This is a genomic window from Carboxydocella sp. ULO1 (genome assembly GCF_002049255.1).
GTDB lineage: Bacteria > Bacillota.
The window spans coordinates 136,212-149,641 of record NZ_BDLQ01000022.1 but is presented as its reverse complement, the minus strand read 5'-3'; the positions used below and the strand labels follow the sequence as shown (position 1 = coordinate 149,641).

Genomic DNA, 13,430 nt, shown 5'->3' with positions numbered 1-13,430 from the left:
AGAGATACCGTTATCCTTGCTAAACAACTGAATGATAATGTTTAAAAAAATTTATTTATAATATTTTTAGCAATTTTCATTCTGAAAAAGGGTACATCGCAAAAAGCATACATCTAAAAAAGACTTGTCAGCAGGTATGTACTTGTTATAACATAGTAACTATAAGCTAAAGTCTGTGCAGAAACAGGGGTGGTAAAAATGAAAAAATCCAATCGCGCTATTGTAACGGTATTAGGACAGGACCGGGTAGGTATCATTGCCGGGGTAACGGGAGTGCTGGCTGGCTATAATGTCAATATTCTGGATATTCGGCAAACCATTATGCAGGAATTCTTTACCATGATGATGCTGGTAGACCTGGAAGAGGCCACTATAGATTTTTCTGCCCTGGCGGCGGCCCTGGATGCCAAAGGCCAGGAACTGGGAGTGCAGGTTCGCATTCAGCAGGAAGATATTTTCCGCTATATGCACCGGATTTAAGAAGGGGGACGGCGAACATGCTAACCAACAGAGAAATTCTGGAGACCATCCGGATGGTGCAGGAAGAAAACCTGGATATTCGGACCATTACTATGGGCATCAGTTTGCGGGATTGTGCTCATGAAGACATAAAGGAAGTACGGCGGCGTATTTATGACAAAATCACGACCAGGGCGGCCCGGCTGGTGGCGGTGGGGGAAGAGCTGGAAAGGGAATATGGTATTCCCATTGTTAACAAACGTATTTCCGTTACGCCCATCGCTCTGGTGGGAGAAGCCTGCCGGGCCGATGATTATACGGAACTGGCCCTGGCGCTGGATGAAGCAGCCAGAGAGGTTGGGGTTAATTTTATCGGTGGCTTTTCCGCCCTGGTTCATAAAGGTTTTACCAAAGGGGATATTAACTTGATCAAGTCCATTCCCCGGGCACTGGCCCAGACGGAACTGGTTTGCTCTTCCGTCAATGTCGGGACCACCCGGGCAGGGATCAACATGGATGCTGTTGCCTGGATGGGGCAAATCATCAAAGAAACCGCTCAGCTAACCGCTGACCGGGATGGTCTTGGCTGTGCCAAGCTGGTGGTTTTTTGCAATGCTACTGAGGACAATCCTTTTATGGCCGGCGCCTTCCACGGGATAGGGGAACCGGAAACGGTTATCAATATGGGAGTCAGTGGTCCAGGGGTGGTCCGCAATGTGGTCAGCAAAATGCCTGATGCTGATTTCGGCACCCTGGCCGAGACCATCAAGAAAACTGCTTTCAAAATTACCCGCATGGGTGAGTTGATCGGCCGGGAAGCATCCCGCCGGCTGGGAGTGCCTTTTGGCATTGTGGATCTGTCTCTGGCCCCTACACCGGCCATCGGGGACAGTGTGGCTGATATCCTGGAAGCCATGGGGCTGGAAAGGACAGGTACCCATGGGACCACGGCGGCCCTGGCATTGCTCAATGATGCCGTCAAAAAAGGCGGTGCCATGGCTTCTTCCTATGTTGGTGGACTGAGCGGAGCATTCATCCCGGTCAGTGAGGATGCCGGCATGATCAGGGCGGCAGAAGCCGGGACCCTGACCATCGACAAACTGGAGGCCATGACCTGTGTCTGTTCTGTCGGACTGGACATGATAGCTATTCCAGGAGATACACCGGCGGAAACCATCAGTGCCATTATTGCTGATGAAGCGGCTATCGGCATGATTAACCAGAAGACTACTGCTGTACGGGTTATACCTGTGCCAGGTAAACAGGTAGGGGAAGTGGTGGAGTTTGGCGGTCTCCTGGGCAGGGCTCCCATCATCCCGGTACACCGGGAGAGCAGCGCTGCCTTTGTGGCCCGCGGTGGCCGGATTCCTGCACCGATCAATAGCTTGAAAAATTAATTGCAAATCCTCCCTCTGGCAGGGAGGATTTTTTGATATATTGTCATTAATTTTAAGGCCAGGATAAAATGGTAACCGGGGGTGATGTTTTGTGGAAAGAATAATCAACGGAATTAGGTTACGGCTAATTCAGGGGGATATAACCCAGCAGCATGTGGATGCTATCGTCAATGCCGCCAATAACGCCCTGGCCGGGGGTGGCGGAGTAGATGGTGCTATTCATCGGGCCGGAGGGCCACAAATTATGGCTGAATGCCAGGCCATTCGTACCCAAAGGGGACCTCTGCCCACCGGGGAGGCGGTGATAACCACCGGGGGCAAGCTGCCAGCCAGGTATGTGATCCACACCGTTGGACCCATCTGGCAGGGAGGAAAGGCCGGCGAAGCCCAATTGCTGGCAAAGGCGTATCAGAACAGTTTGCGTTTGGCCGAAGAAAGGGGGTTCAGCACTATCGCTTTTCCTTCCATCAGCACCGGGGCCTATGGCTATCCTGTGGCGGAGGCGGCACGGGTCGCGCTGGGCACGGTAATCACTTTTCTGGAAAAAGCCACTACCCTTAAGGAAGTGCGGTTTGTTTTATTCAAATCACGGGATTTAGCGACTTACCAGGAGGCTTTGCAGGAACTGCTTCCATGAATTTTTCCCGGTACACGGGGGTAAACTGAGGGCAGAAACGGGGGATGGGCATGACGGAGCGTGAAACCTGGGCCCGGTTGGAGAGAAAAATCGAGGAACTGGGCCTGGCGATGGAAAAGATGAAACTGGCCGAGTATGTAGAATTACTGCGCAAGCCAACCCGCTTGCTTTATCTCAATTTCCTGGCCGGTATTGCCCGGGGGTTTGGTATGGCCATTGGCTTTGCCCTGCTAGGAGCGCTGCTGATTTATATCCTGCGGCGCCTGGCCATCTTAAACCTGCCCCTGATCGGCTCCTTTATTGCTGAACTGGTGAAAATTGTCCAGACCCAGTTACAAATTCGCCCATAGGAGGAAGCGGTATGACCAAGGATGTCTTTGCTGCTATAGCAGAACGGCGGAGTGTACGCCGTTTCAGCGGGGAAGCAGTGGCTGATGCCACCATTACCCGCATTCTGGAGGCAGCTCTGCAGGCCCCCAGTGCCGGCAATCTGCAGCCCTGGAAATTTTACGTGGTCAAAAAGCAGGAGAGCAAAAAGGCCCTGGGAGAGGCAGCCTGGCAACAGGAGTTTATCGCTTCTGCCCCGGTAGTGATAGTGGTCTCAGCACTGCCGGAACTGGTGGCTGCCCATTATGGGCCCCGGGGACGGGACCTTTATGTCATTCAGGACACAGCAGCCGCCATCATGAACCTGTTGCTGGCTGCCCATGCCGTCGGCCTGGGCAGTTGCTGGGTAGGGGCCTTTCTGGAGAAGGAAGTCAGGCGTATAATCGGGGCAGGGGAGGATGAGCTTCCGGTGGCCATTATTCCTCTGGGATATGCTGCGGAGGAATCTGCCAAACCGGCCCGGCGCTCCCTCAATGATTGTGTGGTCATCCTGGACTGAGGAGGCAGTATGATGGACCAGCAGTTTATGCAACAGCAAGCAGAAAGAATCAAGCAAGCGATGGCAGAATGGCAGGAAAGCCTGCGGGATTTACGGGAGGATGGCCTGGGACGTTCCTTCCAGGAAACTACTTCCGAACTCTCCCTCTACGATAATCATCCTGCTGATGTGGCCAGTGAGCTGTATGAACGGGAAAAGGAACTGGGAATCCAGGACAATTTCGAAGTCCTGCTGTCCAAAGGAGAAAGAGCCTTACAGGCAATTGCAGCAGGTAACTACGGCATCTGCGAATTCTGTGGAGCAACCATTCCGCGCGAGCGGCTGGAAGCCATGCCCTGGGCTACTGCCTGTTTACGCTGCCAGCGCCATCAGGAACAGCTGGGAACCAAACGCCATCCCCGCCCCATTGAAGAGGATGTAGTGGTACCGCCCCTGGCCATGCAGAGCCATGATACCAATTTCCGGGAACTGGGCGATGCCGAAGATGAGCAGATGTTTGACGGGGAAGATGCCATGCAGGCTCTCTATCGCTGGAATGAACACAGTGATGCTGCCGGGGCAGGCTCCTATACCGGCGGTCTGGATTTTGACGAAAATGCTGGCTATACCGAAGATGTAGACCATATTCCCTATGACCGGGAAGATGGGGTGATCTGGGGTCAAACTCCCGGAGATGAAGAATAAATTGCTCTTGACGCCAGTGGATTTTCCCCCTTAAGATATTGACTAAGAATAATTTTAGGGGGAAAATTTGTACAGGAAGTATTGCTGAATGCGATAAAAAGCTCAATCAATGAAATTTTAGCCGGTATGTATGATGCAGTGCGAATTGAATTAATGATACATATGGTCATAACTTCGGCGACCGGCTCTTAGAACGGGTGGGACAGATTTTACAACAGGGGATTCGCAGCCGGGATGCGGCAGTGAGGCCCGGGTTACTGTCAGTATAGGTCTGGCTTTCAGTCGGGCAGACAAATCAGCTGAGGACTTGCTGGCCAGTGCTGATCGCCGCCTCTATCTGGCCAAACAACAAGGGCGCAACCGGGTGATCTGGACAGAAGCATAAAACAAGCCAGCCCTCCGCTTGCAGGATTTGCGGAGGGCCCATTTTATGCTTCCGAGCGCTGAATTTTATGCCAGTGATAGAGGTAAACCGGAGTGGCAACACCGAATATAGCCAGGGAGCTGATTAATTCTCTAATTCGATAGTAGCGCTGCCGTTCCTGTTCGAGTTGCAGTTCCTCCTTGCTGGCCTGGGTACTGTTAGGATCTTTGTAAACTACCGGAGGGGGTTCGGGGTAAACGATATTGACCACTGCATCCACAACCCGGATGGCACCGATCACCATCATCATCAGGGTAGCAAAAGCGACCAGATATAGATAAATGCGGCGAATGTCCCAGTTGCTCGCCATTGAATTCACACTCCCTTCCTCTCTATTATACTATCAAGTAGCGGAGTTGTAAAAGCTATGATAAAATGAGGAGAGCGAAATTTTTTGGAGGGAAGAGAATGTTCTGGAGGCTTTTAGCGGGCTGGCTGGCCCTGGACCAGCTGACCAAATATCTGGTTTTAAATTATCTGCCGGAAGGCAATTCCATCCCAATCTGGCCGGGGGTGTTTCACCTTACCCATGTTTCTAATCCGGGGGCGGCCTTCGGTTTGATGCCCTTTAAGACGGGCCTGTTTTTGCTGGTGGCTCTGGTGGTAGTGGCTGTTGTCTTATTTTACCTGCCCCGGATTGGACGGGAACAGCTCTGGTTGCGGACTGCGCTGGCCTTGCAGGCAGCTGGTGCTATTGGCAATGCCATTGACCGCCTTAGATTTGGTTACGTAGTGGATTTTCTGGACTTTCAGGTTTGGCCTGTGTTCAATGTGGCGGATATCGGCATTACAGTAGGAGTGGGGATGCTGATCTGGCATTTGTGGCAACAGGAGAAAAAGGAGGAAGTATCAGAGCATGAAGGTTAATGAATTCTGGCCTGAAGATGAAGAGGATCTGGAATCTGAGGCTGAAACAGCTGAGGTGGAAGAACGAAGCTGGCAGGTAGAGCCAGAGTGGGCGGGCACCAGGCTGGATTTAGCATTGGCCAGAAAATATGATGATTTGAGTCGCAGTCGCGTACAAACTCTCATTGATGAAGGTCAGGTTCAGGTTAATGGTCAAAAAATAAAAGCCAACTATAAATTAAAAGCTGGAGATGAAGTCAATCTGCAGGTTCCTGTCCCTCGGCCCCTGACGGTAGAGCCGGAGCCCATTCCCCTGGAGGTGGTCTATGAGGACCAGGATGTAATTGTTATCAATAAACCCAGGGGCCTGGTGGTTCATCCGGCGGTAGGTCACTGGACGGGGACACTGGTCAATGCCTTGCTCTGGCACTGTAAGGACCTGTCAGGTATCAATGGCCAGCTGCGGCCGGGGATTGTCCATCGCCTGGACCGGGATACTTCCGGCCTTCTGATGGTGGCCAAAAATGACTGGGCCCACCAGCAGTTGGCCCTTCAGATCAAGGAACGTTCAGTCAACCGCCGCTATCTGGCTTTAGTTCATGGTAATATCACAGAGCCAGCGGGAATAGTGGATGCACCTATCGGCCGGGATCCTAAAGACCGGCAACGCATGGCAGTTAATGTCAAAAACGGGAAACCTGCCCTTACCCGGTACTGGGTGAAAGAGCGCTTTGGTGATTATACCCTGGTGGAATGTAAACTGGAAACAGGTCGCACCCACCAAATTCGGGTACACATGGCCTATCTGGGTTATCCGGTAGTAGGGGACCCCAAGTATGGCCCCCAAAAAGCCCATTTTGGCCTGGCAGGGCAATTGCTCCATGCTTATCTGCTGGGGTTTAAACATCCGCGCACGGGGGAATATCTGGAATTTACTGCTCCACTTCCGGCAGAGATGGAGGACGTACTGGCACAATTGCGAAGGAGGCAAGCTTAACATGGAGGATAAAGTATGGCGACTTCAAGCAGACATACTAAAAGCCCTGGCCCATCCGTTGCGTTTGCAGATACTGGAGAAATTGCGCCAGGGGGAAGTGTGTGTCTGTCAGTTTATTGCGGATTTACAGGCGGACCAGGCCAATATCTCCCAGCATCTGGCGATCCTGCGCCGGCAGGGCCTGGTGAGCAGCCGACGGGAAGGGAGCTGGGTACATTACAGGATAGTGCATCCCGAGGTGCTGGTCATTCTGGATCAGGTAAAGGGTATCATCAGCCGGGAGGCTCAGCAAAAAGCGGAACTGGCAAAAGCTGTCGACTGAAGGACGACAGCTTTTTATTTTGTTATAGTACAAATGGATTAAAAAAGGACTATAGCCATTGACAATGACTTTCATTAGCAGTATAATGCAATTGAAAATCATTATCATAAGGAGGAACAACAATGAAAGTCAAACAATGGCTAGCGGCATTAGGGGTGTCCACCATTTTGCTTACAACCAGCTCCGTCTGGGCCGCAACAAAAATGCCAGCAGAAGCTACTGCCAAAATCCCGGCTTTATTGCGTGTCCTGGAGGAAACGGAAGAGGCGGTAAAAAAGGGTGAAAATACCGAGGCTTTAAAGGAAATCAAGGAATTTTATGAGCTATACGAAGGAATTGAAACCCAGGTCAAGGCAGTAGCTGCTAAAGAACATGAGAAAATTGAGGAACATGTGGATGAGGTTAAAAAACTGCTGGCTGCCAGGCAGGTGAAAAGCGAAGAGGTAGAGCAACATCTTGAAGCGATTGCCGGTGAATTAAAAGAACTGTCCGGCCAGGAAGATGCTGCTGAAGGTAAGACAGTAGATGTGGCTGCCAAACAAAAAGAGTTAAAGGAAATCTTCGAAAAAGCGGAAGCAGCCGCAAAGGCAGGAGATTGGAATAAAGTAAAAGAGGAAATCGGGGAATTTTATCTGGGCTATGAAACCATTGAGAAACAGGTAGAGGTATCTAACCGGGAGGCCCATGAAGCTATTGAAGCAGGAGTAGATGAGATTAAATCCCTGTTGGCCCGGAATCCGGTTTCCGCAGAGAAGGTAAAAGAGGCCATGGAAAAAATCGAATCCGGACTGGTTGCCATCGCACCGGCTGAGCAGAAAGCTGAAGGCAAAGTTAAAGTGCTGGCTGAGTTGCAGGAAAAACTGGAAGCAGCTTTGCAAGCTGTGGAAGAACAAAACTGGGAGAAAGCCAAAGCTGAACTGGCAGAATTCTATGAGAAATATGAAGTAATTGAGGCAGAAGTCAAGGCCAGTCAGAAAGGCTTGCACGAACAAATTGAAAATACTCTGGATGAAGCCAAGAAACTTTTAGCAACTTCTGCTCCTGAACAGGGAAAAATCAAGGAAAAGGTAGAAGCCCTTGAGGCCCTGGTCAAGCAACTGCAAGATGAAAAAGCCCCAGGGGAAGAAGCTCAGGTCCAAAAAGGCAATATGAGTGGCATAATCGATTCCGCCACTATTCTACTGCGAGAAGGTTTCGAGGCCTTGCTGGTGTTTGCAGCTTTACTGGCTTTTTTGCGCAAGGCTGGACAAAATGACAAAGTGAAATATCTTTATGCTGGCGCTATCCTCGGTGTTGTGGCCTCTTTCCTGGTGGCGTGGGTCTTTGGTGCTGCCTTTACTGCCAATGTGGCTAACCGGGAAATCGCTGAAGGGGCAATTTCTCTTATCGCAGCTGGCATGTTGTTCTATGTAAGTTACTGGTTAATCAGCAAAGCCAATGCTGAACAGTGGCAAAAATATATTTCCGGTCAGACGCAGGCGTCCCTGGCGCAAAATAATGTCCTGTCCCTGGCTTTTGTAGCCTTTCTGGCGGTATTCCGGGAAGGATTTGAAACAGTTCTGTTTTACGCTGCCCTGATCCCTCAGATTGGCTGGGCCAGTGCTGGTACCGGTATGGTTATTGCCACTGCCGCTCTGGCGGCTGTTGCCGTTGCCATTTTCGTCTTCGGGATGAAGGTTCCCATTAAACCTTTCTTCACCATTACCGGGGTCTTGCTCTATTATCTGGCCTTTAAATTTACCGGAGTGGGGATTCACGAATTGCAGGAAGGAAAGGTTGTTGGTGAAACGATCATTCCCTGGATTCCCAAAGTGCAAGGGATTGGCCTGTATCCTTCCATGGAATCCCTGGCAGCCCAGGGCCTATTGCTGGCAGCTGCTGTAATAGCATTAATCTGGGTATTAAAGAACAAACCTGCCCGGAATTAGGTTAATTCAAACTGCTCCCTGCTTAATAAAAGCAGGGAGTTTGTTTTTTGTCTTGCAGATTATGGTGGAATAGTATATACTTTTTTTCATGAACAGTTATTCATTAAGGGGGCAATGTAGATGCAACTGACAGTTCCTACACCTTTTCCGGTGGGGCCGGTTAACTTATATGCCTTACAGGGGGAAAAGGGTTTTTATTTAATTGATGCCGGGGTGGCGACCCCTGAAGCCCGGCAGCTGATTAAGGACTGGCTGCCTGCTCCTTTGCAGGGTGTACTGGTTACCCATGGCCATCCCGACCATCTGGGGCTGGCAGCGGAAATAGCCCGTGAGCATAATTGTCCGGTCTACTTAAATGAAGATGAGTTTCAACGATTAAAGGAGCCGGGAAGCCAGGCTCTGGCCAGGGCGGAGCTGCTGATCCAGGGCGGCGTGCCAGGGGAGATGCTGGCGGAATTAACGGAAGTTTACCAGAAGTCGCGGCAATCCTATGTAGTGCCTTTGCAGGATGTAGAAGTAAGGGCATTAAAAGCCGGAGATGTTTTTGAAACGGTACAGGGCCCGCTGGAAACCCTGTTTACTCCCGGACACTCAGCGGGACATTGTTGTTTTTATCTGCGTCAGCATGGAATTCTCTATTCCGGGGACCACATTTTAAGCGATATTTCCCCCAATCCCATTCTGGACAAGGGTAAGGATGGCCAGCGGCGGCGGTCAATGCTGGAGTACTTGCAGAGCGTGGAAATGGTAGCAGCATTGCCGGTAAAGCTGGTCTATCCGGGCCATGGCCAGCCCTTTACTGATCTAGCCGCGGTTCTGGCGCGGTTCCGTGACTATCATCAACAGCGGGAGCAAACGGTAATGGCAGCCCTGGATATCACGCCCCAAACTCCCTACCAAATAGCTTGCCAGGTGTATCCCGACATGAAGGCCCTGGATGTTTTCCTGGGCATCTCCAAGGTCTGGGGGCATCTGGACCTGCTAGAACAGGAAGGAAAAGTGACAGTAACCGCTAAAGATAATGTTCACTATTACAGCCTCCGTTAGGGGGCTGTTTTTGGCATTTCATGGACGATTTTCGACCTTTCGGCGAAATGAATATATTTTCAGAAAATAATACTTTACAATCAAAGGAGGGGAATGAGCGTTCATTCATAGGGAGGTAAGAGACAATGAACTTGCGGGAGAATTTATTTAATAGTGTACAGCAAAGGGGAGAGGCGGAGGCCTATACTTATCTTGGTAAAACCTGCTCCTACACGGAACTGGGACAGCAGGTAGCCAGGCTGGCGGGTAAATTGCGAGAACTTGGGGTTAAGGAAGATTGTTCTGTAGCTTTGATTTTGCCCAATTCGGCGGAATTTCTCATCACCTATTATGCTGTGGTTAGCCTGGGTGCCCGTGTGATTCCCATTAATCCCCTTTATACCAGAGATGAGATCGGCTATATTCTGATGGACAGTCAGTCTGTCGGGGTTGTGACTTTACCACAGATTGCTGCAGCTTTGCTGGAGTATAGAGCTTACTTGCCGCATTTGAGCTGGGTAATTGCCTGTGGAGAAAAGGTAGAGGGGGCCATTAGCTGGGCTGAGGCTTTAGAGGCAGTGCCTTTAACCAGCTGGCCGGAGCTACATGAAGATGATGTAGCGGTAATCCTCTACACCTCTGGCACCACCGGGAAGCCGAAGGGAGCTATGCTCACTCATAAAAATCTTTGTTCCAATGCAGAGTCATTACGGCATTATGTCCGGGCTACTGCAGATGATCGTTTTGTAGTTGTTTTGCCTATGTTCCATGTGTTTTGCATGACTGTCTGCATGAATATGGCCGTACTGGTAGGAAGTCCGATGTATATCCTGCCCAAATTCTCACCAGCTGAAGTGGTAAATGTGATCAGGGACTGGCAGGCAACAGTCTTTGCCGGGGTGCCGACGATGTACAATTTTATTATGCAAATTCCTAACGCTCGTCCGGAAGATTTTCGCAGTTTGCGGCTGGCCATTTCCGGGGGAGCTTCTTTGCCGGTAGAGCTGTTGCGCAATTTCGAAGCCAAATTCCGGACTATTATTCTGGAAGGTTATGGGCTCTCTGAAGCAAGTCCGGTAGTGTCCTTCAACCCCATTGATGGGGCCCGCAAACCTGGGTCCATTGGTTTGACCATTCCAGGGGTGGAGGTGAAAATTGTGGATGACAATGACCGCGAACTACCGGCAGGAGAAGTAGGAGAACTGGTTGTAAAGGGACCGAATGTCATGGCCGGTTATTTCAATAATCCAGCAGCTACGGCGGAAGCCTTGCGGAACGGCTGGCTGCATACCGGCGATTTAGCCCGGCGGGATGAAGAGGGTTATCTCTATATTGTAGACCGCAAAAAGGACATGGTCATCGTTGGTGGCTACAATGTTTATCCCCGGGAAGTAGAAGAGGTCTTATATCAGATACCCCAGGTGCTAGAAGCGGCGGTAATCGGTGTGCCAGATCCGGATTATGGTGAAGCGGTAGTGGCCTTTGTCGCTACTAAAGCTGGTCAAACTTTAACTGAGGAAGAGGTTTTAGAGCATTGTCACCAGCATTTGGCTAAATATAAAGTGCCGGCCAAAATAATTATTACGCCGGAGCTTCCCAAAAACAGCACTGGCAAAATTTTGCGGCGGGTGTTGAAAGAGCAGCTCGGGGCTTGACAAATGGCCTTTCCTTGGCTAACATGATAGAGAACCAGAAAAATGATTGGGTGGGGGCAGAGAGATGGCAAAGAAAAAGGGAGAGAAGTATGAGGCCATCCTCGATGCTGCGGTAAAAGTGATTGCTGCCAATGGCTATGCCAACTCCCAGGTCAGCAAGATTGCCAGGGAAGCCGGGGTAGCCGATGGAACCATTTATCTCTATTTCGACAGCAAAGAGGAAATTCTCATTGATTTGTTCAATGAGTTTATGGGCCAGTTTATTGAAGAAGTGCGCCAGGAAATCGCAGCAATGCCGGATGTGGTTAGCAAACTGCGTAAACTGGTGGAGGCTCATCTGACCAAGCTGGAAGCCAGTCCGGATCTGGCCACAGTCACCCAGGTGGAATTGCGCCAGTCCGACCCGCGCTTGCGCCTGGCTCTAGGGGAAACCCTGCGCGGTTATTTCCGTTTGATCGAAGAGCTGATTGAAGAAGGGAAGGCCCAGGGGGTTTTTGCCTCTGATCTGAATAAATATCTGGCCCGGCAAATGATCTTTGGCACCCTGGATGATATTGTTACTCGCTGGGTCTGGAGCCGTCGCCATTACAGTCTGGCGGCCCAGGTACCACAGGTTTTTCAAATGCTGCTACACGGTCTTTGTGGCCGTTAGCATATACCTACCCCCTATCTTTTCGGTTTGGCCCCTTTCGGGCCGTTTTTTCTTTCAGGCAGGAATACGGGCCAGAATGATGAATTATACTAAGCAGAAGATAAAGAAAGGAGTTGGCCGGATGAAACAGGAAGAACTCCTGCGTATAGGGGAACAGGCTCTGGCGTATTTGAAAAAAGCGGGAACGGTGGAAGGGGAAATTTATCTCTCCTCTTCCCGGGAATTGTCAGTAGATGTGGCGAATAGCCAGGTGGAAACCCTGAAAATGGCGGAGGAACAGGGTTTGGGAATTAGAGTGTTTCGGGAAGGCAAACTGGGGTTTGCCTATACCAGTGACTTTTCGCCTGCTGCTGTGCAAAGGGCAGTGGAGCAGGCGCTGGCTAATGCCGTACATACTGCGGCTGACCCGGCCTATGGCCTGCCGGAAAACGCTAAGGACTATCCTGAGCTTCAATTACTAGACCCCCTGCTGGCGCAGACGCCGGTTGAAACCAAAATCGAGCTGGCTAAAAGGGTGGAGGCGCAAGCCCATGCCGCTGATCCGCGGGTAAAAATCACTGAGTCCTGCGGGTATTCCGAAAGCCAGTACACTATCGCCATTGTCAATACCAGAGGTCTGAAGACCAGTTATGAGGGAGGCTACTGTGGGGCTTATGCCTTTGTAGTGGCTGAAGATAAGGGGGAAGCCCAGACTGGATATCACTTTAATTATGCTCTGGATTTTAACAGCCTGAACCCGGAAGAAATCGGGCGGGAAGCGGGTTTGCAGGCAGCCCGCATGCTGGGAGCAGAACCTCTTACCACTGCGACCATGCCAGTGGTATTTGCTCCCCGCATTGCTACCGCTTTCCTGGGCGTGCTGGCTCCGGCTTTGTCCGCAGAGGCCGTTCAAAAAGGCAAGTCCCTCTTTGCCGGCAAAATCGGCAGCAATGTAGCGGCACCGCTGGTTACTCTTATTGATGACGGACGACGGCCAGGAGCGATTATGTCCGCTCCCTTTGACGGGGAAGGAGTGCGTTCCCAGGAGACCATCCTGATTCAGGCCGGGCGACTGGACAGCTTTTTATACAACACTTATGCAGCCCGCAAGGAAGGCAAACAGTCTACTGGAAATGGTCAGCGGCCCAGTGGGTTTAAAGGCACTCCTGAAATCGGTACTACCAATTTCTTTCTCGCGCCTGGACCCGTCAGTCCTGAGCAGCTGCTGGCAGAGATTGAATATGGTTTCTATGTCACGGAAGTAATGGGCATGCATACAGCCAACCCCATTTCCGGGGATTTTTCCGTTGGAGCAGCCGGTTTCCTGATTGAGAAAGGCCAGTTAACCAAACCGGTACGGGGAGTGGCACTGGCCGGCAATCTGGCTGAGCTACTGCAAAAAATCGATGCCATTGCTGATGACCTGACCTTTTTTGGCGGCAAAGGCTCACCAACTGTGCGCATTCAAGCCATGCCCGTCAGTGGCAAGTAGCAGTCTGGCATGTCGGATTTTTTCCGGCATGCTTCTTTATTCCCTT

The 13,430-nt window shown here is 50.9% G+C and carries 15 protein-coding genes and 1 pseudogene; 15 read left to right on the top strand and 1 reads right to left on the bottom strand.

The window, feature by feature from the left end; translation table 11 throughout:
• Nucleotides 1-198: 198 nt before the first annotated feature.
• The 7 genes and pseudogenes from ULO1_RS05530 to ULO1_RS15125 all read left to right on the top strand — a co-directional run bounded on the left by ULO1_RS05530 (nucleotide 199) and on the right by ULO1_RS15125 (nucleotide 4,448).
• On the top strand, nucleotides 199-480 hold the full coding sequence (locus ULO1_RS05530) for an ACT domain-containing protein (protein WP_078665059.1): 282 nt from the start codon (nucleotides 199-201) through the stop codon (nucleotides 478-480).
• 17 nt (nucleotides 481-497) lie between these two features.
• Entirely contained in the window at nucleotides 498-1,856 is a 1,359-nt protein-coding gene (locus tag ULO1_RS05525) for a PFL family protein (RefSeq protein ID WP_079933122.1), read from the top strand.
• 91 nt (nucleotides 1,857-1,947) lie between these two features.
• Nucleotides 1,948-2,493: an O-acetyl-ADP-ribose deacetylase gene (locus ULO1_RS05520; RefSeq protein ID WP_143325411.1), complete on the top strand. Its 546-nt coding sequence runs from the start codon at nucleotides 1,948-1,950 to the stop codon at nucleotides 2,491-2,493.
• Nucleotides 2,494-2,543: 50 nt separating this feature from the next.
• Nucleotides 2,544-2,843: a DUF5665 domain-containing protein gene (locus ULO1_RS05515; RefSeq protein ID WP_078665062.1), complete on the top strand. Its 300-nt coding sequence runs from the start codon at nucleotides 2,544-2,546 to the stop codon at nucleotides 2,841-2,843.
• An 11-nt stretch (nucleotides 2,844-2,854) separates the two neighbouring features.
• Nucleotides 2,855-3,379, top strand: coding sequence for a nitroreductase family protein (locus tag ULO1_RS05510; protein WP_079933121.1), 525 nt, complete (start codon nucleotides 2,855-2,857; stop codon nucleotides 3,377-3,379).
• 12 nt (nucleotides 3,380-3,391) lie between these two features.
• The gene (locus tag ULO1_RS05505) at nucleotides 3,392-4,063 is read left to right on the top strand and encodes a TraR/DksA C4-type zinc finger protein (protein WP_159071830.1); all 672 of its coding nucleotides are present in this window, start codon (nucleotides 3,392-3,394) and stop codon (nucleotides 4,061-4,063) included.
• A gap of 149 nt (nucleotides 4,064-4,212) precedes the next feature.
• Nucleotides 4,213-4,448, top strand: a pseudogene (locus ULO1_RS15125) (diguanylate cyclase domain-containing protein).
• A gap of 43 nt (nucleotides 4,449-4,491) precedes the next feature.
• On the opposite strand, the gene ULO1_RS05490 reads toward ULO1_RS15125, so the two are convergent.
• Entirely contained in the window at nucleotides 4,492-4,797 is a 306-nt protein-coding gene (locus tag ULO1_RS05490; protein ID WP_079907081.1) for a DUF5671 domain-containing protein, read from the bottom strand.
• A 98-nt stretch (nucleotides 4,798-4,895) separates the two neighbouring features.
• Here ULO1_RS05490 and lspA point away from each other — a divergent pair, with 98 nt between their 5' ends.
• From lspA to ULO1_RS05450, 8 genes are all read left to right on the top strand, one after another.
• A complete protein-coding gene (gene lspA / locus ULO1_RS05485) occupies nucleotides 4,896-5,354 on the top strand; it encodes a signal peptidase II (protein ID WP_078665067.1) in 459 nt (152 codons plus the stop codon).
• Nucleotides 5,344-6,330 carry an RluA family pseudouridine synthase gene (locus ULO1_RS05480; protein WP_200806936.1) on the top strand — a complete coding sequence of 329 codons (987 nt, stop codon included), beginning with the start codon at nucleotides 5,344-5,346 and terminating at the stop codon, nucleotides 6,328-6,330. The genes lspA and ULO1_RS05480 overlap by 11 nt, the downstream gene beginning before the upstream one ends.
• Nucleotide 6,331: 1 nt before the next feature.
• A complete protein-coding gene (locus ULO1_RS05475) occupies nucleotides 6,332-6,652 on the top strand; it encodes a metalloregulator ArsR/SmtB family transcription factor (protein ID WP_079907083.1) in 321 nt (106 codons plus the stop codon).
• Nucleotides 6,653-6,774: 122 nt separating this feature from the next.
• Complete coding sequence (locus ULO1_RS05470) at nucleotides 6,775-8,580, top strand: sporulation protein YpjB (RefSeq protein WP_079907085.1); 1,806 nt, start codon at nucleotides 6,775-6,777, stop codon at nucleotides 8,578-8,580.
• A gap of 120 nt (nucleotides 8,581-8,700) precedes the next feature.
• Nucleotides 8,701-9,627 carry an MBL fold metallo-hydrolase gene (locus ULO1_RS05465; protein ID WP_079907087.1) on the top strand — a complete coding sequence of 309 codons (927 nt, stop codon included), beginning with the start codon at nucleotides 8,701-8,703 and terminating at the stop codon, nucleotides 9,625-9,627.
• A 125-nt stretch (nucleotides 9,628-9,752) separates the two neighbouring features.
• On the top strand, nucleotides 9,753-11,261 hold the full coding sequence (locus tag ULO1_RS05460; protein WP_079907089.1) for a long-chain-fatty-acid--CoA ligase: 1,509 nt from the start codon (nucleotides 9,753-9,755) through the stop codon (nucleotides 11,259-11,261).
• A gap of 64 nt (nucleotides 11,262-11,325) precedes the next feature.
• Nucleotides 11,326-11,913, top strand: a complete 588-nt coding sequence (locus ULO1_RS05455; RefSeq protein ID WP_079907091.1) for a TetR/AcrR family transcriptional regulator — start codon at nucleotides 11,326-11,328, stop codon at nucleotides 11,911-11,913.
• A gap of 121 nt (nucleotides 11,914-12,034) precedes the next feature.
• A complete protein-coding gene (locus ULO1_RS05450; RefSeq protein ID WP_079933120.1) occupies nucleotides 12,035-13,384 on the top strand; it encodes a TldD/PmbA family protein in 1,350 nt (449 codons plus the stop codon).
• Nucleotides 13,385-13,430: the final 46 nt, after the last annotated feature.

Bases quoted from the DNA above. Each gene is read 5' to 3' on its own strand.
- ULO1_RS05530 (WP_078665059.1), top strand. From the start codon at position 199: ATGAAAAAATCCAATCGCGCTATTGTAACGGTATTAGGACAGGACCGG.
- ULO1_RS05525 (WP_079933122.1), top strand. From the start codon at position 498: ATGCTAACCAACAGAGAAATTCTGGAGACCATCCGGATGGTGCAGGAA.
- ULO1_RS05515 (WP_078665062.1), top strand. From the start codon at position 2,544: ATGACGGAGCGTGAAACCTGGGCCCGGTTGGAGAGAAAAATCGAGGAA.
- ULO1_RS05510 (WP_079933121.1), top strand. From the start codon at position 2,855: ATGACCAAGGATGTCTTTGCTGCTATAGCAGAACGGCGGAGTGTACGC.
- ULO1_RS05505 (WP_159071830.1), top strand. From the start codon at position 3,392: ATGGACCAGCAGTTTATGCAACAGCAAGCAGAAAGAATCAAGCAAGCG.
- ULO1_RS05490 (WP_079907081.1), bottom strand. From the start codon at position 4,797: ATGGCGAGCAACTGGGACATTCGCCGCATTTATCTATATCTGGTCGCT.
- lspA (WP_078665067.1), top strand. From the start codon at position 4,896: ATGTTCTGGAGGCTTTTAGCGGGCTGGCTGGCCCTGGACCAGCTGACC.
- ULO1_RS05480 (WP_200806936.1), top strand. From the start codon at position 5,344: ATGAAGGTTAATGAATTCTGGCCTGAAGATGAAGAGGATCTGGAATCT.
- ULO1_RS05475 (WP_079907083.1), top strand. From the start codon at position 6,332: ATGGAGGATAAAGTATGGCGACTTCAAGCAGACATACTAAAAGCCCTG.
- ULO1_RS05470 (WP_079907085.1), top strand. From the start codon at position 6,775: ATGAAAGTCAAACAATGGCTAGCGGCATTAGGGGTGTCCACCATTTTG.
- ULO1_RS05465 (WP_079907087.1), top strand. From the start codon at position 8,701: ATGCAACTGACAGTTCCTACACCTTTTCCGGTGGGGCCGGTTAACTTA.
- ULO1_RS05460 (WP_079907089.1), top strand. From the start codon at position 9,753: ATGAACTTGCGGGAGAATTTATTTAATAGTGTACAGCAAAGGGGAGAG.
- ULO1_RS05455 (WP_079907091.1), top strand. From the start codon at position 11,326: ATGGCAAAGAAAAAGGGAGAGAAGTATGAGGCCATCCTCGATGCTGCG.
- ULO1_RS05450 (WP_079933120.1), top strand. From the start codon at position 12,035: ATGAAACAGGAAGAACTCCTGCGTATAGGGGAACAGGCTCTGGCGTAT.